This is a genomic window from Marichromatium purpuratum 984, from assembly GCF_000224005.2.
Lineage (GTDB): Bacteria > Pseudomonadota > Gammaproteobacteria > Chromatiales > Chromatiaceae > Marichromatium > Marichromatium purpuratum.
In genome coordinates, this window is sequence record NZ_CP007031.1 from 1,318,870 (window position 1) to 1,339,747 (window position 20,878).

Genomic DNA, 20,878 nt, shown 5'->3' on the forward strand with positions numbered 1-20,878 from the left:
TGAACATCCGCGAGCACCCATGACTGACTCCAATGCCCTCATCCGTGAGCGTCTCGAACGCTCGATCCTGATCCTTGATGGCGCCATGGGCACCATGATCCAGCGTCATGGTCTGACCGAGGCCGATTACCGTGGTGAGCGCTTCGCCGATTGGCCCTGCGACCTCAAGGGTAACAACGACCTGCTGGTGCTCACCCAGCCCGAGGTCATCGTCGGCATCCATCGCGACTATCTCGAAGCCGGCGCCGACATCATCGAGACCAACACCTTCAACGCCACCTCGGTGGCGATGGCCGACTACGGCATGGAGGCGCTCGCCCGCGAGATCAACGTCGAGGCGGCGCGACTGGCCCGCGTCGCCGCCGATGCCTGTTCCACCCCGGAGCGGCCGCGTTTCGTCGCCGGGGTGCTCGGCCCGACCAATCGCACCGCCTCGATCTCGCCCGACGTCAACGATCCGGGCAAGCGCAACATCGACTTCGACACCCTGGTGGCAGCCTATGCCGAGTCCACCCGCGGGCTGATCGAGGGTGGGGCGGACCTGATCCTGATCGAGACCATCTTCGACACCCTTAACGCCAAGGCCGCGGTGTTCGCCGTGCGCCAGGTGTTCGACGAGGACGGGGTGGAGCGGCCGATCATGCTCTCGGGCACCATCACCGACCAGTCCGGGCGCACCCTTACCGGCCAGACCACCGAGGCCTTCTACAACTCGCTGCGTCATGCCGAGCCGCTCTCGGTCGGGCTCAACTGCGCGCTCGGCCCGAGCGAGCTGCGTCCCTATGTCGAGGAGCTCTCCCGCATCGCCGAGTGTCATGTCTCGGCCCACCCCAACGCCGGACTGCCCAACGAACTCGGCGGCTACGACCTCGACCCCGAGACCATGGCCGGGCAGGTCTCGGAGTGGGCGCGCAGTGGCTTCCTCAACATCGTCGGCGGCTGCTGCGGCACCACCCCGGACCACATCCGCGCGATCGCCGCGGCGGTTGCCGAGGTCTCGCCGCGACAGCGCCCCGAGATCGCTCCGGCCTGTCGGCTCTCCGGGCTCGAACCGCTCAACATCGGCGCCGACGCCTTGTTCGTCAACGTCGGCGAGCGGACCAATGTCACCGGCTCGGCGCGCTTCCGTCGGCTGATCAAGGAAGAGGATTACGACACCGCACTGAGCGTGGCGCTCGAGCAGGTCGAGAACGGCGCCCAGGTGATCGACGTCAACATGGACGAGGGGCTGCTCGACGCCGTTGCGGCGATGCGCCGTTTCCTCAACCTGGTCGCCGCCGAGCCCGAGATCGCCCGGGTGCCGGTGATGGTCGACTCCTCCAAGTGGGAGGTGATCGAGACCGGGCTGAAGTGTGTCCAGGGCAAGCCGATCGTCAACTCGATCTCGCTCAAGGAGGGTGAGGAGAAGTTCCTCCACCAGGCGCGGCTGTGTCGGCGCTACGGCGCGGCGGTGATCGTGATGGCCTTCGACGAGGTCGGTCAGGCCGATACCCGCGCGCGCAAGGTCGAGATCTGTACCCGTGCCTATCGGCTGCTCACCGAGCAGGTCGGTTTCCCACCCGAGGACATCATCTTCGACCCCAACATCTTCGCCGTCGCCACCGGCATCGAGGAGCACGACAACTACGCCGTCGACTTCATCGAGGCGGTCGCCGAGATCAAGCGCACCCTGCCGCACGCCAAGATCTCCGGGGGCGTGTCCAACGTCTCCTTCTCCTTCCGTGGCAACAACCCGGTGCGCGAGGCGATCCACGCCGTCTTCCTCTACCACGCCATCCGCGCCGGGATGGACATGGGCATCGTCAACGCCGGTCAGCTGGCGATCTACGACGACCTGCCCGAGGCGCTGCGCGAGGCGGTCGAGGATGTCGTGCTCAACCGCGGTGCCGAGGCCACCGAGCGACTGCTCGACATCGCCCCCGAGTATCAGGCCGGCGGCGGTGGCAACGGCGAGTCGCGCCAGCAGGATCAGGAGTGGCGTAGCTGGCCGGTGGAGAAGCGCCTGGAGCATGCCCTGGTCAAGGGCATCACCGAGTACATCGATGAGGACACCGAGGCGGCGCGTCAGGCCCTGGGGCGCCCGCTGCACGTCATCGAGGGACCGCTGATGGCGGGCATGAACCATGTCGGCGACCTGTTCGGCGCCGGCAAGATGTTCCTGCCGCAGGTGGTCAAGTCGGCGCGAGTGATGAAGAAGGCCGTGGCCTATCTGTTCCCCTTCCTCGAGGCCGAGCGCGCCGCCTCCGGCAGCGAGCAGCAGAACAACGGTCGCATCCTGATGGCCACCGTCAAGGGCGATGTGCACGACATCGGCAAGAACATCGTCGGCGTGGTGCTGCAGTGCAACAACTACGAGGTGATCGACATCGGCGTCATGGTGCCGGCCGAGACCATCCTCCAGCGCGCCCGCGAGGAGCAGGTCGATATCATCGGGCTGTCGGGGCTGATCACCCCCTCGCTCGACGAGATGGTGCACGTGGCCAAGGAACTGGAGCGCCAGGGCATGGAGATGCCGCTGCTGATCGGCGGCGCGACCACCTCCAAGCTCCATACCGCGATCAAGATCGCCCCGCAGCGCGAGGCCCCGGTGATCTATGTCCCCGATGCCTCGCGCGCCGTCGGTGTCGCCTCCAACCTGCTCAGCGAGGGGCAGCGCGCCGGCTATGTCACCGGTATCCGCGAGGAATACGCCAAGGTGCGCGCCGATCGCGAGGGCAAGCGCACGGTGCGCAAGGCGATGCCGATCGATGCGGCGCGGGCCAACCGGCCGGTGTTCGACTGGGCGGACTACCAGCCGCCGCGCCCGGCGCTGCTCGATCCCGACTTCGTCGTCCCCGAGGGGATCGATCTGCGCCTGGAGCGGGTCGGCGACGGGGTGATCGCGGTGATCGAGGACTATCCGCTCGACGATCTGGTCGGCTGCATCGACTGGACGCCCTTCTTCAAGGCCTGGGAGCTGGCGGGCAAGTTCCCGGCGATCCTCGAGGACGAGATCGTCGGCAAGGAAGCCAGCGAACTCTATGCCGAGGCGCTGCCCTTCCTCGACCGTCTGGTGCGCGAGCGCTGGCTGCGCGCGCGCTGCGTCTTTGGCTTGTTCCCGGCCAACGCCTGGGGCGAGGACGACATCGCGCTCTATACCGACGAGACCCGCGCCGAGCCGCAGGTGGTGCTCCATCACCTGCGCCAGCAGATGCTGCGCGCCCAGGACGGCACCCAGCCCAACCTCTGCCTGAGCGACTATCTGGCCCCGCGCGACTCGGGCCGGGCCGACTATCTCGGCGCCTTCGCCGTCTCCACCGGGCACGGTATCGACGCGCATCTCGAACGCTTCGAGGCCGATCACGACGACTACAGCGCGATCATGCTCAAGGCGTTGGCCGACCGTCTCGCCGAGGCCTTCGCCGAGCGGCTGCACCAGCTGATGCGCACCCGCTTCTGGGGCTATGCGCCGGACGAGGCCCTCGACAACGACGCGCTGATCGCCGAGCGCTACCGCGGCATCCGCCCGGCACCGGGCTACGCCGCCTGCCCCGATCACACCGAGAAGGGCACCCTGTGGCAGCTGCTCGAACCCGAGCGGCGCATCGATCTCAGCCTCACCGAGAATTATGCGATGTGGCCGACGGCGGCGGTCTCGGGCTGGTATCTCTCGCACCCCGAGTCGCGCTATTTCGGTATCGGCCGGGTGCAGAAGGATCAGGTCGAGGACTATGCCGCGCGCAAGGGCATGACGCTCGCGGAGGCCGAGCGTTGGCTCTCGCCGGTGCTGGGCTACGATGCCTGAGATGCGTCCCGATCACCCCATCGAGCCGCGTACCGGCGCCATCCTGGTAACCGGTCCGGCGCGCAGCGGCAAGAGCGAGTGGGCCGAGCGTCTGGCGCGTGACTCCGGGCTGACGGTGGTCTATGTCGCCACCGCCGCGCTCGACCCCGAAGACGCCGAGTGGTGCGCGCGTATCGAGGCGCACCGCGTGCGTCGCCCGGCCGAGTGGCTGACCTGTGAGGCGCCGAGCGCGCTGGTCGCGGCGCTGGCCGAGCACGACCGCACCGGTCACTGTCTGTTGGTCGACTCGCTCGGCACCTGGGTGGCCAACTGGCTGGAGGCCGCCGAGGTCGAGTGGGCGGCCGAGGTCGAGCGTCTGCTCGAGCAGCTCGGGCGTACCCGTGCGCCGGTGATCCTGGTCGCCGAGGAGACCGGCTGGGGCGTGATCCCGGCCCACCCGCAGGGGCGGCTGTTTCGCGACCGGCTCGGCGCCCTGACCCGACGGCTGGGGCCGCGCTGCGCGGCGAGCTATCTGGTCAGCGCCGGGCATGCCGTCGATCTGTCCCGACTCGGCATCCCCATCGACTGATCCGCCGATGTCCAGGTTCGCTTCTCGCGTGCGCCACATCTGGGTCTGGTGCCTGCCGCTGGTCGTGCTGTGCTGGCACCCGTCGCTGGTCGCCGCGCCCGCGCCGAGCGTGGCCAGCACCAATCTCTGCGCCGACCTGCTGTTGCTGGCCGTCGCCGATCCCCGACAGATCCGCTCGGTCTCGGTACAGAGCCAGCGGCCCGGCTTGCCGCGCGCGGCGCTCGCCGAGCGTTATCCCGGTAACCGGGGGCGCGTCGAGGAGCTGCTCCATCTCAAGCCCGACGTCGCCCTGGTCTACAGTGGCTGGGGCGGGCGGCGCCACGCCGGGCTGCTCGCCGAGCGCGGGGTACGGCTGATCGAGCTGCCCTATCCGCGCGACTGGGACGACAGCCTGGAGACGGCGCGCACGGTGGCCGCCACGATCGGGCGTGCCGCGGCCGGGGCCGCGCTGGCTGTCGAGGCGCGCGGGCGGATGCGCGCGCTCGCCGGGCGGCTCGCCGGGCGGCGCGCGCTCTATCTGCGCCCGAGCGGCGGCAGCGCCGGGGCCGGGACCTATGTCGACGGGCTGATGCGTCATCTCGGGCTGGTCAACCTCGCTGCCGAGGCCGGGCATCGCGGCTGGGGTCGCTTCCCGCTGGAGCGGCTGGTGAGCGATCCGCCGGACCTCTTCCTGCTCGGCTACTTCGACCGCCGCCAGCCGCCGAGCGCCTCGACCTATGCCCGTCACCCGCTGTTTCGCGAGCAGCTCGCGCGCATCCCCGCGGTGCGGGTGCCGGGCGATGCCTGGGGCTGCGGCGGGCTGGAGCTGGTCGCGGCGGCCGAGGCCATCGTCGCCGCGGTCGAGGCGCTGCCGTCGAGCGTCGGGGGAGGGCGGTGATGCGCCGGCTGTTCGTGCCCTGGTCGCTGAATCTCGCGCTGCTCGTGGCGCTCGCGCTCGCCAGCCTGCTCTCGCTCGGGCTCGGCGCCGCGCCGCTCACGCCGGGCGAGGTGCTCGCCGGGTTGCTCGGCACCGGCAGTACCGAACAACAGCTGATCGTGCAGCAGATCCGGCTGCCGCGGGTGGTGCTGGCCTGGCTGGTCGGCGCCGCGTTGGGGGCCAGCGGTGCGGCGCTGCAGGGGCTGTTGCGTAATCCCCTGGCCGAACCGGGGCTGCTGGGGATCTCGGCGAGCGCCGGGCTCGGTGCCGTGCTCACCCTGCATTTCGGTCTCACCGCCATCAGCCTGTGGTTGTTGCCGGGGGCGGCGATGCTGTTCGCGCTGCTCGCCACCCTGGCGCTCTATCTGCTCACCCGGCGCGGGACCGGCAACCTGACGCTGATCCTCGCCGGGGTGGCGCTCTCGGCGCTCGCCGGGGCGCTGACCTCGCTGGCGCTCAATCTTGCGCCCAATCCGGCGAGCGTCCAGGACATCGTGCTCTGGCTGCTCGGCTCGATCAGCGATCGCAGCTTCGACGACGTGCTGCTGGCGCTGCCCTTCGTGGTGGTGGGGCTCATGCTGCTGCTGGCCACCGCGCCGGCGCTGGAGGTGCTCGCCCTCGGCGAGGCCGAGGCGGCGAGCCTGGGGGTCGACCTGGCACGGTTGCGCGGGCTGATCGTGCTCGGTGCGGCCCTGGCGGTGGGTTCGACCGTGGCGGTGAGCGGTACCATCGGCTTCGTCGGCCTGGTGGTGCCGCACCTGCTGCGTCGGTTGGTGCATCACCGTCCCGGCGCCTTGCTGGTGCCGAGCGCGCTCGGTGGTGCGCTGCTGGTGCTGGTCGCCGACATTGCGCTGCGTCTGCTCGACACCCCGCGCGAGCTGATGCTCGGGGTGGTCACCGCGCTGGTCGGCGCGCCCTTCTTCCTGGTGCTGGTGCTGCGCTCGCGCGGGGCGCCGGGATGAGCCTGCTGACGGTGGAGGGACTGGAGGTCCGGATCGGTGGGCGGGTGCTGCTGCGCGAGGTCGCGTTCGCGCTGGAGGCCGGCGAGCTGCTCGGTGTGGTCGGTCCCAACGGCTCGGGCAAGAGCACGCTGGTCAAGGCGATCGCCCAGCTGCTGCCCCATCGCGGCGCGGTGCGCCTCGACGGTGACTCGCTGGCGCGGCTGTCGCCCCGTCAGCGAGCGCGGCGTCTGGCCTATCTCGGTCAGGACGACGGGGTGCGCTGGCCGATTTCGGTGGCCGATCTGGTCGCACTCGGGCGCCATCCCTGGCAGTCCGGCGGCTGGGGCGGCGCCTCGGCGCGCGCCGCGCGTGATCGCGAGGCGGTCGAGCGCGCGCTCCTCGCCGCCGAGGTCGAAGCGCTGCGCACGCGTCGGCTCGACACCCTCTCCGGCGGCGAGCGCGCGCGCGCGCGGCTGGCGCGCGCGCTCGCCGTCGAGGCCCCGCTGCTGCTCGCCGATGAGCCGATCGCCGCCGCTGATCCGCGTCATCAGCTGCGCATCATGGAGTTGCTGCGCGCGCACTGCGCGCGTGGCGCCGGGGTGGTGCTGGTGCTCCACGACCTCACCCTGGCCAGCCGTTTCTGCGACCGTTTGCTGCTGCTCCACGAGGGGCGGGTGCTGGCGCGGGGGCGACCCGAACAGGTGCTCGATGCGGCCAGTCTGTGCGCCGCCTATGGCATCGAGGTCCTGTCCGGCCACCACCGGGGCGAGCCCTACCTGATCCCCTGGCGCTGTATCGACGATCACTGAGCCGCCGTCGCGGCGGGAGTCCGACATGTCCATCCGTATCCAACCGCTGGCCCTGGCCGTGCTGTTCTCGATCCTCTCGCTGGGGGCGGTCGCGGACGATCGGCTCCGCATCCTCCATATCAACGATCATCACTCCCATCTCGATCCCGAGCCGGGCGAACTGGATCTCGCCGGACTCGACGAGGTCGAGGTCGAGATCGGCGGATTGGCGCGGGTGGCGGCGCTGATCGCGCGTGCCCGTGGCGCCGATCCCGAGGTGCTGGTGTTGCATGCCGGCGATGCCATCACCGGTACGCCCTATCACAGTCTGTTCGACGGCGAGGCCGATGCCGCGGCGATGCGTGAGATCTGTTTCGACGCCTTCGCCCTCGGCAACCACGAGTTCGACGGCGGCGATGCCGGGCTCGCCCACTTTCTGCGCGCGCTCAACCCGTCGGACGGTGCGGGTTGCCGCACTCCGGTGTTGGCGGCCAACGTGGTGCCCGCGTCCGGCACGCCGCTGGCACCGCGCGGTGAGGCACCGCTGATCGACTCGCACGTGGTGCTCGAGCGCGGTGGCGCGCGGATCGGTATCGTCGGACTCGACATCGCCGGCAAGACCCGGCGCTCGTCGAGTCCGCTGCCGAGCACCCGTTTCCTCGACGAGCGCGAGACGGCGCAACGCGAGATCGACGCGCTCACCGCCCAGGGGGTCGAGCACATCGTGCTGCTGACCCACTACCAATACGCCAACGACCTGGCGCTGGCGCGTGCGCTGCGCGGGGTCGACGTGATCGTCGGTGGCGATTCGCACAGCCTGCTCGGCGACGGCTTCGCACCCCTCGGATTGAATCCGGTCGGTCCCTATCCGAGCCGGGTGCATGACCTTGACGGCAATCCGGTGTGCGTGGTCCAGGCCTGGCAGTACGCCACCCTGGTCGGCGAGCTGGAGGTGGTGTTCGATACCGCAGGTCGGGTGCGCGAGTGCGCCGGAACCCCGCGCCTGCTGCTCGGCGACACCTTCACCCTGGACGGCGCGCCGCTCGACCCCGAGGTCGAGGCGCAGGTGCGGGCGCAGATTGCGCGTACCCCGGAGCTGGAATCGATCGCGCCCGATCCGGCGGTGGCGGCGGTGATCGCCCGCTATGCCGATCAGGTGGCGACGCTCGGCGCTCAGGTAGTCGGCGAGGTGAGCGCGGATCTCTGCTTCGAGCGCATCCCCGGCGAGGGGCAGAGCGCGCGCTGCGATCGGCGCGCCACCCGGGTCCACGGCGGCGACATCCAGCAGCTGGTCGCCCACGCCTATCTGGCACGTGGCGCGCGGGCCGATGTCGCGCTGCTCAACGCCGGGGCGGTGCGTGTCGACCTGCCCGCCGGGCCGGTCACCCTGGCCGATGTCTATCGGTTGTTGCCCTTCGGCAACACTCTGGTCGAGCTGGCGTTGAGCGGGGCCGAGCTGCGCGCGTTGCTCGAAGGGGCGCTGGCGAGCTTCCTCGACGGCCCCGGGTCGAATGGTGCCTACCCCTATGCGGCCAATCTGCGCTGGACCCTGGATCTCTCGCGCCCGGCCGGCGAGCGGCTCTCGGCGCTGAGCTTTCGGCGGCGCGGCGAGACCCACTGGCGCCCCCTGGGCGACGACGACCGACTGAGCCTGATCACCAACAGCTTCCTCGCCGCCGGTCGCGACGGCTACGACGGTCTTGCCGCCATCGTCGGGCACGACATCGGCACCACCGACGCCCAGGTCTTCATCGAGTACCTGCAGCGCGACCTCGGTGGTGCGGCCCCGGGCGCGGCGCTGCTCGCCGTGCCGCCCCGGGTGAGCCCGCTGCCCTGCACCGAGTACAGCACCCAGCGGCTGATCGGGCGCGACGGCGACGAGCGTCGTGCGGACCCCGAGGTGCCCGCGCTGTGCACGAGCGCGGGCTGAGTCGGCTCAGTCGGCGCAGACGGCGATCGCCAGGGTAAAGGCCTTGCCGCCGGGGTCGCGGTGGACCTGGCGGGGGAGCAGCACCCGACCGTCGCCTGCCGCGAGCGTCGCCGCGGCCTCGGCGACGCTCGGCGTGGCGACCGCCGTGGCGACCCGCGCCGAACCGCCCGGCACCTCGACCTCGGCCAGCCGCGCGGCCGCGAAGCCCTGCAGCGGCCAGCTGCGCGCGGTGGCGAGTGCGCGCAGCGCGGGCTCGGCGCACTTGTGATCGAGGCTGGCGATGGCGCGCACCTCGATCGCGCCGAGTGGCCCGAGCGCGGCGTCGATGGCAGACTCCAGGCTCGCGCGCGCCACGCCGCGCTGGAAACCCACCCCGATCGTGATCGCCCGTCCGGATTCAGCCATGTCGAACGCCCCCGTCCACCACTGTCCCGCACTCTTCCTCAGCGCCTGCTCCTCGGGGCAGGGCAAGACCACCCTGGTCGCCGCGCTGGCGCGTCATCATCGTCGTCAGGGTCGGCGGGTGCGGGTGTTCAAGATCGGACCGGACTTCCTCGACCCGATGATCCACGCCCGCGCCAGCGGCGCCGAGGTCGAGCCGCTCGATCTGTGGATGGTCGGCGAGACGGCCTGCAAGGCCAAGCTCCATGCCGCCGCCGGCGCCTCCGACCTGATCCTGGTCGAGGGCGCGATGGGGCTGTTCGACGGCACCCCCTCGGGCGCCGATCTGGCCGCGTGCTTCGGGCTGCCGGTGGCGGCGCTGATCGATGCTCGCGGCATGGGCCAGACCTTCGGCGCGCTGGCGCTGGGGCTGGCGAGTTACCGCCCCGGGCTGCGCTTTGCCGGGGTCGCGGCCAACCAGGTCGCCAGCGCCCGTCACGCCGAGATGATCGCCGCCGGGATGCCCGCGACCGTGCCCTTCCTCGGCGCGCTGCCGCGGCTGGCCGAGGCGGCGCTGCCGAGCCGTCACCTGGGACTGGTGCAGGCCGCCGAGATCGCCGATCTCGAACGCCGTCTCGACGCCGCCGCCGAGCGGATCGCCGACAGCGCTCTGGCGCGCCTGCCCGAGCCGGTCGCCTTCCACGCCCCGGCGGCGCTCGAGCCGCCGCCCCGGCTGCTCGCTGGACGCCGGATCGCGGTGGCGCGCGATGCGGCCTTCTCCTTCCTCTATGCCGACAACCTGCGCCTGCTGGAGGCGCTGGGCGCCGAGCTGGTTTTCTTCTCGCCGCTGGCCGATGCTGGGGTGGAGGCCGATGCCGTCTATCTGCCCGGCGGCTACCCGGAGCTGCACCTCGACCGGCTCGCCGCCAATCAGGCCATGCACCGGGCGCTGCGCGCCCATGTCGAGGCCGGGAGGCCGCTCTACGCCGAGTGCGGCGGCATGCTCTATCTGCTCGAGCGGTTGGTCGGCAAGGACGGTGACGCCGCTCGGCTCGCCGCGCTGTTGCCGGGCGAGGGGCGGATGCAGCAGCGTCTTGCCGGGTTGGGAATGCAGGCGCTCGGCGGGCTGCGCGGTCATAGCTTCCATCACTCGACGATGCAGGGCGCGCCTGCGCCCGCGGCCTTCGGCACGCGTCAGCGCGACGGCGCCGAGGGCGAGCCCTTCTATCGTCACGGTTCGATCCGCGCGAGCTACCTGCATCTCTATTTCCCTTCCTCACCGCGCGAGGCCGCCGCGCTCTTCCTCCCCGATGCGGGCGGTGCGGCGGGCGTGATGGCGCCGTAGCTGACCCGGTCGCGGCCCTCGCGCTTGCTGTGATAGAGCGCGCGATCGACGGCCTCGATCAGGTCGTACTTGTCGAACGCGTCGGTCTGCCCCTCGGTGCTGATGACGCCGAGGCTGATGGTGATGTGCAGGCTGTCGCCGGGGATCGGGAACGTGCTCCGGGCGATGTGTCGGCGCAACCGCTCGGCGAGCGTCATCGCCTGGGTCCGTCCGGTTTCGGGGAGGATGATCAGGAACTCCTCGCCGCCGTAGCGCGCGAGCTGGTCGGTCTGGCGGATCGTCTCGCGGCAGCGTTGGGTGAGGATGCGCAGCACCTGGTCGCCGGCCTGGTGGCCATGACGGTCGTTGACCTGCTTGAAATGATCGATGTCGAGCAGGATCAGCGACAGTGGCCGGCCGTAGCGCGTGGTGCGCGCCAGCTCGGCATCGAGCAGCTCCTGCATGTAGGCGTGGTTGTGGGCGCCGGTGAGCCCGTCGCAGCGCGAGCGGGCGAGCAGCGCCTTCTGTTCGAGCAGTGCGGCGATGATCGGGCGCAGGGTGATGACGGTGAGCAGATAGATCGCCGCCGTCGAGGCCAGGACGGCGAACAGCAGCGGCAGGGTCTGGCGCTCGAGCGGGCGGGCGTGTTCGGCGTCGTCGACGATCAGGAAGAGTTGCCAGCGCGGTTCGTCCTCGAGCCTGCGTTGCGCGATGCTGAAGCCCGATGGCATGACGGAGGTCTGCAGATACTGGGTCAGTGCCTTGTGCATGTGCGAGTCGATCGGGCGGTTGGGCCAGTAACCGTCGAGGCCCTCATCGTCGAGCACCAGCGCAAGCTCCAGTCCCGCGCGACTCTGACGTTCGACCGCCTCGTGCAGGGGGTGGTCGAACATCACCAGTAGGTCGAAGCCGATGTGTCGTCCGCCACGATCGTGCAGGGGGGAGCAGTAATAGACCCGACGCGCGTCGGGCTCGATCATGACCAGTCGTATCGACTCGACCGGGTACGTGGTGCAGAGACGGTCGTATGCGCTAGGGATCTGTCTGCCCGCGCTGTAGAGACGGCTGCCGTCGGGCGCGTAGCGCACTACCGAGATCAGGCCCTCGTGAGCGGTGATGGCGTCGGCGAGCTTGGGGCGGCTGAACTCGGCCAGGGTCTGGCGATCGATCTCGCCGCGCAGATAGGCCACTTGGCGATTGCGGATGGCGCTGCGACTGGCGACCTGAAGGGCGATGTTGCGCTGGTCGTCGAGGATGGTGCGGATCAGCGCGCTGCTCTCGCTGAGCTGGAAGTCGACGCGCTCGTCGTGGGTACGTTCCAGATGCTTGATCAGCGGAAGCATTCCCAGCAGATAGAAGCTTGCCACCAACAAGAGTACGGCGAGTCCGAGTAGGGCATAGATGTTGTTGATGTTCTGGCGGTGTCGCATCTCGGACTTCGATTCTTGCTGACATCCGTGTGCGGTGTCTTGCTCGGGCGGGGTCAGGGCCCTGGTTTGGTTGCGCTCAGCAGGGTCACCGGCATCGCCGTGCGCCAGCCGTCGAAGGCGCCGAGCGGGCTGGCGTGGGCCACCGAGATCCGCGTCAGCTCGCCGCCGATGCGCCCGCGCAGTTCGACCAGGAAGGCCTCGCTCTGCAGCGTGACAGCATTGGCCACCAGACGTCCGCCGGGCTTGAGCGCCGCCCAGCAGCACTCGGCGACCCCGGCGCGGGTCAGTCCGCCGCCGATGAAGATTGCATCCGGCGCCGCCAACCCGTCGAGCGCCTCGGGTGCGCGTCCGGCCACTAGCATCAGGTCAGGCACCCCGAGCGCATCGCGGTTGGCGGCGATCAGCGCCTGCCGCCCGGCGTCGGCCTCGATGGCGATGGCGCGTGCCCTCGGCTCGGCGCGCAGCCACTCGATGCCGATCGAGCCGCTGCCGGCGCCGACGTCCCACAGCAGCTCGCCGGGCAGCGGTGCGAGCCGCGCCAGGGTGGCCGCGCGCACGTCGCGCTTGGTGAGCTGGCCGTCGTTGGCGAAGGCCGCGTCTGGCAGCGCGCCGCGGCGCGAGTACGACCGACGGCCGGCGTCGGCACGGCACTCCAGTGCGATCAGGTTGAGTCGTGCGCACTGCCCGACCGACCAGTCGGCAGCGTGCCCCCGCAGGCTGCGCTCGGCCGGACCACCGAGGTGCTCGAACACCGTCAGCCGGCTCTCGCCATAGCCACGCGCCACCAGTTCGGCGGCGAGCGCGGCCGGGGTGGCGCCGTCGGCCGAGAGCACCAGCAGCCGTGCGCCCGGGGCGAGGTGCAGGTTGACCCGGGCGAGCGGACGACCGTGTGCGGGCACCACGGTGATCTCGTGCAGCGCCCAGCCGAGCCGGGCGGCGGCGAGCGAGACCGAGGAGGGTGCCGGCAGCACCCGCAGCGCGGCGGCGCCGAAGCGTGCCGCGAGGCTCGAACCCGCACCGTAGAACATGGGGTCGCCGCTGGCGAGCACGCAGACCGCTCGTCCGTGCAGCGCCTCGAGCTGGGGGTAGGCGTCGCTGAAGGGGCTGGGCCAGGGGCGCAGTTCCTGCTCCGATCGTGGCTCGATCAGGTCGAGATGACGCGCGCCGCCGAAGATCACCTCGGCCCCGGCGATCGCCGCGCGTGCCGCCTCGCCGAGCCCGGCGAGTCCGTCCTCGCCGATGCCGACCACGGTCAGCCAGGTCGAGTTGAGAGGGGCGCTGGCTGGGGTCGGGTCGGTCATTGCAGGCTCGGTCGGTCGGGGTGGATTGCTGGGTGGTACCGGAGTGGCCGCCCGCTGGCGCAGGCATTATAATCAATCTTTTGCTGAACATGCCTTCCTCTTCCCCCAGGCAGACCACCCTCGGCCATGGCTTGTTCGTCGGGATCCACCGCGACCCCGACCCCTCCCGTCTTGCCGCTCGATAGAGATTTGCGATGATCGAATACAACCGCGACGCCCACGACATCTACCGCCAGTCCTTCGCCATCATCCGTGCCGAGGCGAACCTGGCACGCATCCCCGATGACCTCGAAAAGGTCGCGGTGCGCGTGGTCCATGCGTGTGGCATGCCCGAGGTGGTCGAGGACCTGCTGTTCTCCGAGGGCGCCGGGGCCGCCGGGCGCGCCGCGCTCCAGGCCGGTGCGCCGATCCTCTGCGACAGCCGCATGGTCTCCGAGGGCATCACCCGGGCGCGGATGCCCGCCGACAACCCGATCATCTGCACCCTGCAGGATCCGCGCGTGCCGGAGCTGGCGCGCGAGCTGGGCAACACCCGCACCGCCGCCGCGCTGGAGCTGTGGCGCCCGCACCTGGAGGGGGCCGTGGTGGTGGTCGGCAACGCCCCGACGGCGCTGTTCCGTCTGTTCGAGATGCTCGATGCCGGTGCCCCGCGTCCGGCGCTGATCCTCGGCTTCCCGGTCGGCTTCATCGGTGCCGCCGAGTCCAAGGAGGCGCTCGCCGCCGACAGTCGCGGTGTGCCCTATATCGCCCTGCGCGGGCGGCGTGGCGGTAGCGCCATGGCGGTGGCGGCGGTCAACGCGCTCGGCAGCGAGCACGAGTGAGCGACATGGGCAAGGGCCGTCTACTCGGCCTGGGCATCGGCCCGGGCGACCCCGAGCTGCTCACCCTCAAGGCGCTGCGCCTGTTGCGCGCCGCGCCCGTGGTGGCCTACTACATCGGCAAGGGCAAGCGTGGCAACGCGCTCGCCACCATCGAGCCGCATCTCTGCGAGATCCAGGAGCGCCTGGCGCTGGTCTATCCGGTGACCGGCAAGCGCCCGCCGCCGCCCTACGACTACGAGGGGGCGATGCGCGCCTTCTACGACGAGTCGGCCGCGCGCATCGCCGATCATCTCGACGCCGGGCGTGATGTCGCCGTCGCCTGCGAGGGCGACCCCTTCTTCTACGGCGCCTTCATGTATCTGCACGACCGCCTCGCCGAGCGCTATCCGGTCGAGGTGGTGCCGGGCATCTGCTCGGTGATGGCCAGCGCCTCGGTGCTGCGCACTCCATTGGTCTATCGCGATCAGTCGCTGCAGGTGATCGCCGCCACTCTCCCGGAGGCGGAGCTGGAGGCGCGGCTCGCCGGGGTCGAGGCCGCGGCGATCATGAAGCTCGGCAGCAACTTCGCCAAGCTGCGCCGGGTGCTCGAACGTCTCGGCATCGCCGAGCGCGCGCGCTATGTCGAGCGCGCCACCATGGACGGCGAGCGGGTGCGGCCCTTCGCCGAGGTCGAACCCGAGCAGGTGCCGTATTTCTCGATGGTGCTGATTCCCGGCGAACGCTGGCAGGGGGTGTGATGGAACGGATCGAACAGGGACCGCTGCTGCTGGCTACCAGCGCGCGTGGACGGGTGACGGCCGGACGTATCGCCGCCGCCTGCGACGACATCAACCCGCACCCGTGCGCCTTCTCGACCGAGGCCGAGCAGAGTTGCGACGAGGCGCTGCGCGCGAGCTATCGCGCCGGGTTGCCCTGCGTGGTGCTCGGCGAGGTCGGTGCGGTGGCGGTGACCCTAGCGCCACTGCTCGATGCCCGTGGCGATCACGCCGGCGCGGTGGTGGTGGTCGCCGAGGACGGCTCGGCGGTGGTGCCGCTGCTCGGCGCGGCGCGTGGCGCCGACGCCCTGGCCGAGCGCATCGCCGCAGTGCTCGGGGTGCGCGCGGCGATCACCGCCGTCGAGCCGCCGCGCCCGCGTCCGGGACGGCTCGCGGTGGTCGGGCTGGGACCGGGGGCGCACGCGCTGATGGCCCCGGCGGCGCGGCTCGAACTCGAGCAGGCGCAGGACATCATCGGCTACAACACCTATGTCGAGATGGCCGGTCCCTTCCGCGCCGATCAGGTCATCCACGGCTCGGACAATCGCTGCGAGATGGATCGCGCCCGCGCCGCCTTCGCGCTGGCCGCCGAGGGGCGGCACGTGGTGGTGGTCTCCTCCGGCGATCCTGGCGTCTTCGCCATGGCCACGGCGGTGCTCGAGGCGCTCGACGAGCACGCCGAGCCGGCCTGGCACGGCGTGGAGCTGGCGGTGGTACCGGGGATCTCGGCGGCGCAGGCCGCCGCCGCGCGCATCGGCGCGCCGCTCGGTCACGACTTCTGCATCGTCTCGCTCTCCGACAACCTCAAGCCGTGGTCGCAGATCGTCCACCGGCTGGAGCTGGCCGCTCGCGCCGACCTGGTGATCGCCTGCTACAACCCGATCTCGCGGGCGCGGCCCTGGCAGCTCGGCGAGGCGTTGGCGGTGTTGCGCGGGGTGCGTGACGCCGACACCCCGGTGGTGCTCGGGCGCGACGTTGGCCGTCCCGCCGAACGGGTGCGGGTGACCACCCTGGGCGCGCTCGACCCGCAAGAGGTCGATATGCGCACCGTGGTGATCGTCGGCTCCTCCCAGACCCGTCACTTCAGCACCCCCGAGGGTCGCGACTGGGTCTATACCCCGCGCTGGTATCCGCAACCGGCCGAGCAGGACTGAGCCTGCCAACGGCAGACGTCGTCACTGCGGGCGGCGTCTGTCTCCAAGCGATCGCCTGCAGTGGCCGCTCAGCGCTCGGGCGGGTGGTCGAGCTTGCGTTCGAGCCAGGCGAGCGCCTCGTCGACCCGCGCCACCGTGGGGCGTTGCGGGCGCGGCGGGCGGCGGCGCATCACCACCTCGATGCCGCGCTCGCGCGCTGCGGTGAGCTTGGCGGCGGTGGCAGTGCCGCCGCTGTTTTTGCAGACGATGGTGTCGATGCGGTGGGTGTCGAGCAGGGCGCGCTCGTCCTCCAGGTCGAAGGGCCCGCGCGCGAGCAGCAGCTCGGCGTCGGCGAAGGGCGGCATGGGGTCGGGCGCGCTGACTGCGCGGATCAGGAAGTGGATGTCGTCGAGTCCGGCGAAGGGCGCAAGCTCTTGACGACCGAGCGCGAGCAGTACGCGCCGCGCGCCGCGTTCCAGCAGCCGGGCGCGCGCGCCCTCCCAGTCGTCGGTCTCGAACCACTGGTCGTCGGGCTGCGGCTGCCACGCCGGGCGCTCGATGCGCAGCAGCGGCACCGCGGCTGCGGCACAGCCGGCGTGAGCATTCCAGCCCATCGCCGCGGCGAAGGGGTGGGTGGCGTCGATCACCGCATCAGCCTGGACCGTCAGCAGGAAGTCGGCCAGCCCCTCGGCGCCGCCGAAGCCACCGACCCGAGTCTCGCCAGCCGGCAGCCGGGGGTTGTCGGTGCGTCCGGCCAACGAGTTGATCAGCCGGATCCCGGTGCGTCCCGCCAGCGCCTCGGCCAGCGCATAGCCCTCGGTGGTGCCACCGAGGATGATCACCGTTGCCTTCATGCTTCCCGCCCGCCCTGCCAGCGTTCCTCATGGATCAGGCCGTCGAGCGCGGCGCGCTCGATCCAGCCGGCGCTCTCGAGTTCCGGGCAGTCGCGGAAGAAGCGCACATAGCCGACGCACAGATAGGCGATCACGTCGATCTCGTCGGGGATGGCGAGGATCTCGCGCAGTCGCTGATGATGGATGATGCTCACCCAGCCGACGCCGATGCCTTCGGCGCGGGCGGCGAGCCACAGGTTCTGGATGGCGCAGACGCTGCTGTAGAGGTCCATCTCGGGGTTGGCGGTGCGCCCGATCACCACCGGGCCGTGACGGCTGCGGTCGCAGGTGACGCAGATCCCCAGCGGGGCCTCGAGGATGCCCTCGAGCTTGAGGCGGCGATAGGTCTCGCGCGAGGCGGGATCGAACTGCTCGGCGGCCTCGGCGTGGGCCTGGGCGAAGGCCGTCTTGATCTCGGCGCGGGTGTCGCGATCACGCACCACCACGAAGTCCCAGGGCTGCATGAAACCGACGCTCGGGGCGTGATGGGCGGCGGCGAGCAGGCGGCGCAACACCGGCTCCGGGACCGGCTCGGGGAGGAATTCGCGGCGCACGTCGCGCCGCGAGAAGATCGCCTTGTAGACCGCCTCGCGTTCGCTGTCGGTGAATGCCCATTGGTTGTGCGCCAAGGCTCTGTCCTCCTTATCGTGCTGTTGTAGTGGGAGGCCGGATGACGGTTGGATGACCGTACGGCGCGCGGATTATACCCGGGGTCGCGCGCGATTGCCGGGGGCCGGGTGGCGATTCCGGACCGCAAGGGGCATGGGTCAGTTCGGTGGCTCCCAGCCGCCAGGATATAGAACCGCAAAGGCGCGAAGGGCGCCAAGGGGGGTGTGGTTGAGGTAGAGCTGTGGTCAGCTGAGCAAGGTGTCTTACGCTCTCGCTGAGCGCTGAGCGACCAGTCGCCAGCAGGCGCGCTGACCAGGCAGCGGAGTGGATCCGCGCCGGTCGGGACCTACGCCAACCTCACCCCTCGTTCACTTTGCGCGCTTTGCGACTTTGTGGTTCGAGCCAGCCTCCAGCGATCAGCATCCAGCCTCCAGTCGGGGAGACTGGTGTGCATGATCGGCGGTTGACGGGAAAGACAGTATCTTAGCGGTTCAAGCATCCCCGGCCGTGCGCCGAACCTTTCCAGTCATGAGCGTCGGCCCTCCCCACTGGCGGCTGTCAGCTGGTGGCTGGAAGCTGCCCCGCGGTTCAAACATCCCGGCCGCACACCGGCCTCAGCCACCAGTCGCCAGTCGTCAGTCACTGAGCGTCGGCGCTCTCCGCTGGGGGCTGTCAGCTGGCGGCTGGTGGCTGAAAGCTACCCCGTGGTTGAAGCATCGCCGGCCCCACGCCGGGTCCGCCGACGCTTTGCCGCGGCCTCGCGCAGCAGGGCGAGGGCGCGGTAGCCGCCGTGGACGAGCTTGCTGTAGGGGATGAGCAGGAAGAAGGCGATCACGGTGGCGAGGTGGAGCGCGAGCAGCACGCCCATCGCCGCGGTGGCGCGCCAGCCGAGCAGGGCCAGGCCGCTAAGCGCGACGGCGGCGAGCAGTGCGAGCAGCGCGGCGTCGGCGCCACGGCTCGCGCTGGTGCTCGGCGTCGGGTCGGCGCGCAGGGTGAGCCAGGCCAGCCCGAAGGTGGCGATGGTCATCGCCAGTCCGCCGAGGGTGCCGAGCACCACCGGCAGGCTCCACCAGGGGTAGGGCGCCTGCAGCCCGAGCAGATGGTGATAGACGGTGGCGACCGTGGTCGCGGCGAGACAGCCGAGCAGCCCGAGCAGCAGGGTGTGGTGTAGCCGACGGCGCCAGTGCGAGGGGCGGTCGTCGAGGTCGTTGCAGCCGGGACCGCCGCCGCGCAGGTTGCGCAGGGTGGCGAGATCGGCGAGCGCGGCGCGCCAGTCACGCCACGCCGGGGGCGGTTCGCCGGCGCTCGCGCCCTCGCGCCACACCCGGCGCAGCGATACGGTGACGGCCAGCAGCGACCAGCCCAGCGGCAACGCTGCGAGCAGGCTCATCCAGCCCCAGGGGATCACGGCATAGAAGGCGCCGGGGCCCTGGTGCGCGGCGAACAGCACTGTGTGGGGCACCAGCGCGAGCACCGCGCCGAGTACCAGCGCGATGGTCGCCAGTGCCACCAGCAGCGCACTCGCCGGGCCATCGACCAGCAGCCGTGCCAGCGGGCGCGGCCAGGCGTGGCGCAGATAGGCGTGGTGGCGCAGCTCGGTCAGCGCCCGGGGGACGTTGACCGCGAAGGGGTGCGGCGGCGCGTACTGGCAGGCATAGAGACAGTTGCGACAGTGGTGACAGAGATGGGCGAGGTGTTCGAGGTCGGTGTCGGTCAGCGCCGGGCGCAGCCGCGCCGACTCGAAGACGTCGCAGAAGCCGTTGCAGTAGCCACAGGCGTTGCAGATGGCGAGCGCGCGCCGCGCCTCGGCGTGGGGATCAGTTGAGGACATGACGCGCCGCCTCCTCGCCGGCGATGCGCCCGAACACCATGCCGATGGTGAGCGCGAGTCCGGAGACATAGCCGCGCGGGATCAGGTTAGGTTGCATCGCGACCCCCGCAGCGAACAGGTTGGTGGCGACCCCGCCTCGCGTCAGCCGCACCCGGGTGTCGGGGGCGACGGCGAGACCCTGGTAGCCGAAGGTGATGCCCGGGCGCATCGGGTAGGCGGCGAAGGGCGGGGTGTCGAGCACCCGCGCATGGCCGCTCTTGGGCGGCTCCAGCCCCTCGGTGTGACCGGCCTCCGGGGTCTCGCCCGGACGCACGGCGGCGTTGTAGGCGGCGAGGGTGGCAATGAGCGCCTCCGGGTCGAGTCCGAGGCGCCCGGCCAGCGCCTCCGGGGTTGGGGCCGTGATCGGTGGGTAGAGCGAGGGTGGGGCGCTCTGCCACGCCGGGGTGTCGAGCACCAGATAGGCGACCTGGTCGGGACAGTCGATCAGCCGTTGGCCCCAGCGGGCATAGCGGGTCGAGGCGGTATCGCCACCCTCGTCGAGGAAGCGTCGACAAGCGCCGTCGACGACGATCCCGGCGGGCATGCAGCGCACCCGGGTGACGATGCCGCCGTCATCGACCGGCGCGCGCCCGTCGATCGCGACCAGATGGGCGCGCCCCGGGTCGCCGACCGGCTCGGCGCCCTGTTCGAGCAGGCGCAGCAGCGCTCGGCCCTCGGAGTAGGGGGTGCCGCGATTGAGGATGCCGGCGGCGCGCGCGCCCCAGTGCCGGGCGAGCCAGTCGCGGTTGGCGTGGGGGCCGCCGCTGCAGAGGAGCAGTGCGCCGGGGGCGAGGTGCAGGGTCGCGCCGTGCGGGTCGCGCACCCCGACCCGCTCGACCCGCTCGCCGTCCAGGCCCGGGTCGTCGAGCGCGTACTGGTAGTGGATGGCGACGCCGAGCCGTTCGGCCTCGGCATAGAGCGCGTTGATCATCGCGGTGCCGCCGCCGAGCAGGAAGGCGGTCTTGCGCGAGGGCGGCAGTACCCCGCTGGCACGCGGCTGCAGCGCCACCCCGCAGCCGCCGAGCCATGCGGGCAGGTCGGCCGAGCGCTCGACCAGCAGCCGGGCGAGCAGCGGGTCGGTCCCGCCCTCGGTCACCCCTTGCAAGTCGGCGAGGAAGGTCGCGGCCGGATAGGGACCGCTCGACAGCGCGTTGGCGGTGTCGTGGGCATAGCGGAAGTTGCGCGCATGACGGGTGTTGCCGCCGCGTCGGGCGCGGGGCGCCTGTTCGATCAGGGTCACCCGGGCGCTGGCGCGGCGTGCGCTGATCGCCGCGCACAGCGCCGCAGTGCCACCACCGGCGACGAGGACGTCCGGGGTCGGGTCGGGGATCATCGCAGCTGGGGACGGGGGGTGGGGCAGGGCCGCTCTAGCGGGCCGGACGCGGGTGGTTTGACAAGGGGTGACATGGGTTACAAGAATACTCGGCTTTGGCC

17 protein-coding genes and 1 pseudogene are annotated in these 20,878 nt (G+C 71.1%); 11 read left to right on the forward strand and 7 right to left on the reverse strand.

From position 1 onward, the window contains the following. The first annotated feature begins 19 nt into the window (after positions 1-19). Genes metH through MARPU_RS06035 form a run of 6 tightly spaced genes read left to right on the forward strand, consistent with a single transcriptional unit; the run spans position 20 to position 8,927 of the window. On the forward strand, positions 20-3,784 hold the full coding sequence (gene metH / locus MARPU_RS06010; RefSeq protein ID WP_005220837.1) for a methionine synthase: 3,765 nt from the start codon (positions 20-22) through the stop codon (positions 3,782-3,784). Then, positions 3,777-4,352 (forward strand): bifunctional adenosylcobinamide kinase/adenosylcobinamide-phosphate guanylyltransferase, encoded by a 576-nt coding sequence (cobU, locus tag MARPU_RS06015; protein ID WP_005220839.1) that lies wholly within the window; start codon positions 3,777-3,779, stop codon positions 4,350-4,352. The genes metH and cobU overlap by 8 nt, the downstream gene beginning before the upstream one ends. A gap of 28 nt (positions 4,353-4,380) precedes the next feature. Continuing rightward, a complete protein-coding gene (locus MARPU_RS06020) occupies positions 4,381-5,229 on the forward strand; it encodes an ABC transporter substrate-binding protein (protein WP_232229505.1) in 849 nt (282 codons plus the stop codon). Continuing rightward, positions 5,229-6,230, forward strand: a complete 1,002-nt coding sequence (locus MARPU_RS06025; RefSeq protein WP_005220843.1) for a FecCD family ABC transporter permease — start codon at positions 5,229-5,231, stop codon at positions 6,228-6,230. Before MARPU_RS06020 ends, MARPU_RS06025 begins: the two co-directional genes overlap by 1 nt. Further along, positions 6,227-7,018 (forward strand): ABC transporter ATP-binding protein, encoded by a 792-nt coding sequence (locus tag MARPU_RS06030; protein WP_005220845.1) that lies wholly within the window; start codon positions 6,227-6,229, stop codon positions 7,016-7,018. The genes MARPU_RS06025 and MARPU_RS06030 overlap by 4 nt, the downstream gene beginning before the upstream one ends. A 25-nt stretch (positions 7,019-7,043) precedes the next feature. Next, complete coding sequence (locus tag MARPU_RS06035) at positions 7,044-8,927, forward strand: bifunctional metallophosphatase/5'-nucleotidase (protein WP_005220846.1); 1,884 nt, start codon at positions 7,044-7,046, stop codon at positions 8,925-8,927. A gap of 6 nt (positions 8,928-8,933) precedes the next feature. Here the strand turns inward: MARPU_RS06035 and MARPU_RS06040 are convergent, their stop codons facing one another. Then, positions 8,934-9,332 carry a cobalamin biosynthesis protein gene (locus tag MARPU_RS06040; RefSeq protein WP_025275148.1) on the reverse strand — a complete coding sequence of 133 codons (399 nt, stop codon included), beginning with the start codon at positions 9,330-9,332 and terminating at the stop codon, positions 8,934-8,936. On the opposite strand from MARPU_RS06040, the gene MARPU_RS06045 reads away from it, so the two are divergent. Continuing rightward, on the forward strand, positions 9,331-10,653 hold the full coding sequence (locus MARPU_RS06045; RefSeq protein ID WP_005220848.1) for a cobyrinate a,c-diamide synthase: 1,323 nt from the start codon (positions 9,331-9,333) through the stop codon (positions 10,651-10,653). The genes MARPU_RS06040 and MARPU_RS06045 overlap by 2 nt on opposite strands. On the opposite strand, the gene MARPU_RS16570 is transcribed toward MARPU_RS06045, so the two are convergent. Next, positions 10,572-12,062 carry a GGDEF domain-containing protein gene (locus tag MARPU_RS16570; protein ID WP_005220849.1) on the reverse strand — a complete coding sequence of 497 codons (1,491 nt, stop codon included), beginning with the start codon at positions 12,060-12,062 and terminating at the stop codon, positions 10,572-10,574. The genes MARPU_RS06045 and MARPU_RS16570 overlap by 82 nt on opposite strands. Positions 12,063-12,115: 53 nt before the next feature. Then, positions 12,116-13,363, reverse strand: coding sequence for a bifunctional cobalt-precorrin-7 (C(5))-methyltransferase/cobalt-precorrin-6B (C(15))-methyltransferase (locus MARPU_RS06055; RefSeq protein WP_005220850.1), 1,248 nt, complete (start codon positions 13,361-13,363; stop codon positions 12,116-12,118). 194 nt (positions 13,364-13,557) lie between these two features. On the opposite strand from MARPU_RS06055, the gene MARPU_RS06060 reads away from it, so the two are divergent. The 4 genes and pseudogenes from MARPU_RS06060 (at position 13,558) to cobJ (ending at position 16,093) form a co-directional block, all read left to right on the forward strand. Continuing rightward, on the forward strand, positions 13,558-14,184 hold the full coding sequence (locus MARPU_RS06060; protein WP_005220852.1) for a precorrin-8X methylmutase: 627 nt from the start codon (positions 13,558-13,560) through the stop codon (positions 14,182-14,184). A 5-nt stretch (positions 14,185-14,189) separates the two neighbouring features. Beyond that, positions 14,190-14,921 carry a precorrin-2 C(20)-methyltransferase gene (locus MARPU_RS06065; protein WP_005220853.1) on the forward strand — a complete coding sequence of 244 codons (732 nt, stop codon included), beginning with the start codon at positions 14,190-14,192 and terminating at the stop codon, positions 14,919-14,921. After that, positions 14,921-15,238: pseudogene (locus tag MARPU_RS18115) on the forward strand (precorrin-3B C(17)-methyltransferase); the annotation flags it as partial. The gene MARPU_RS06065 and the pseudogene MARPU_RS18115, both read left to right, overlap by 1 nt. A 129-nt stretch (positions 15,239-15,367) precedes the next feature. Beyond that, positions 15,368-16,093, forward strand: coding sequence for a precorrin-3B C(17)-methyltransferase (cobJ, locus tag MARPU_RS06070; protein ID WP_407636536.1), 726 nt, complete (start codon positions 15,368-15,370; stop codon positions 16,091-16,093). Positions 16,094-16,161: 68 nt separating this feature from the next. On the opposite strand, the gene MARPU_RS06075 is transcribed toward cobJ, so the two are convergent. From MARPU_RS06075 to tcuA, 4 genes are all read right to left on the reverse strand, one after another. Next, on the reverse strand, positions 16,162-16,926 hold the full coding sequence (locus tag MARPU_RS06075; protein ID WP_005220856.1) for a cobalt-precorrin-6A reductase: 765 nt from the start codon (positions 16,924-16,926) through the stop codon (positions 16,162-16,164). Then, entirely contained in the window at positions 16,923-17,594 is a 672-nt protein-coding gene (bluB, locus tag MARPU_RS06080) for a 5,6-dimethylbenzimidazole synthase (RefSeq protein ID WP_005220857.1), read from the reverse strand. Before bluB ends, MARPU_RS06075 begins: the two co-directional genes overlap by 4 nt. A 677-nt stretch (positions 17,595-18,271) precedes the next feature. Further along, on the reverse strand, positions 18,272-19,405 hold the full coding sequence (gene tcuB, locus MARPU_RS06085; RefSeq protein ID WP_005220859.1) for a tricarballylate utilization 4Fe-4S protein TcuB: 1,134 nt from the start codon (positions 19,403-19,405) through the stop codon (positions 18,272-18,274). Then, on the reverse strand, positions 19,392-20,777 hold the full coding sequence (tcuA, locus tag MARPU_RS06090) for an FAD-dependent tricarballylate dehydrogenase TcuA (protein WP_005220861.1): 1,386 nt from the start codon (positions 20,775-20,777) through the stop codon (positions 19,392-19,394). The genes tcuB and tcuA overlap by 14 nt, the downstream gene beginning before the upstream one ends. Between the last annotated feature and the right edge of the window lie 101 nt (positions 20,778-20,878).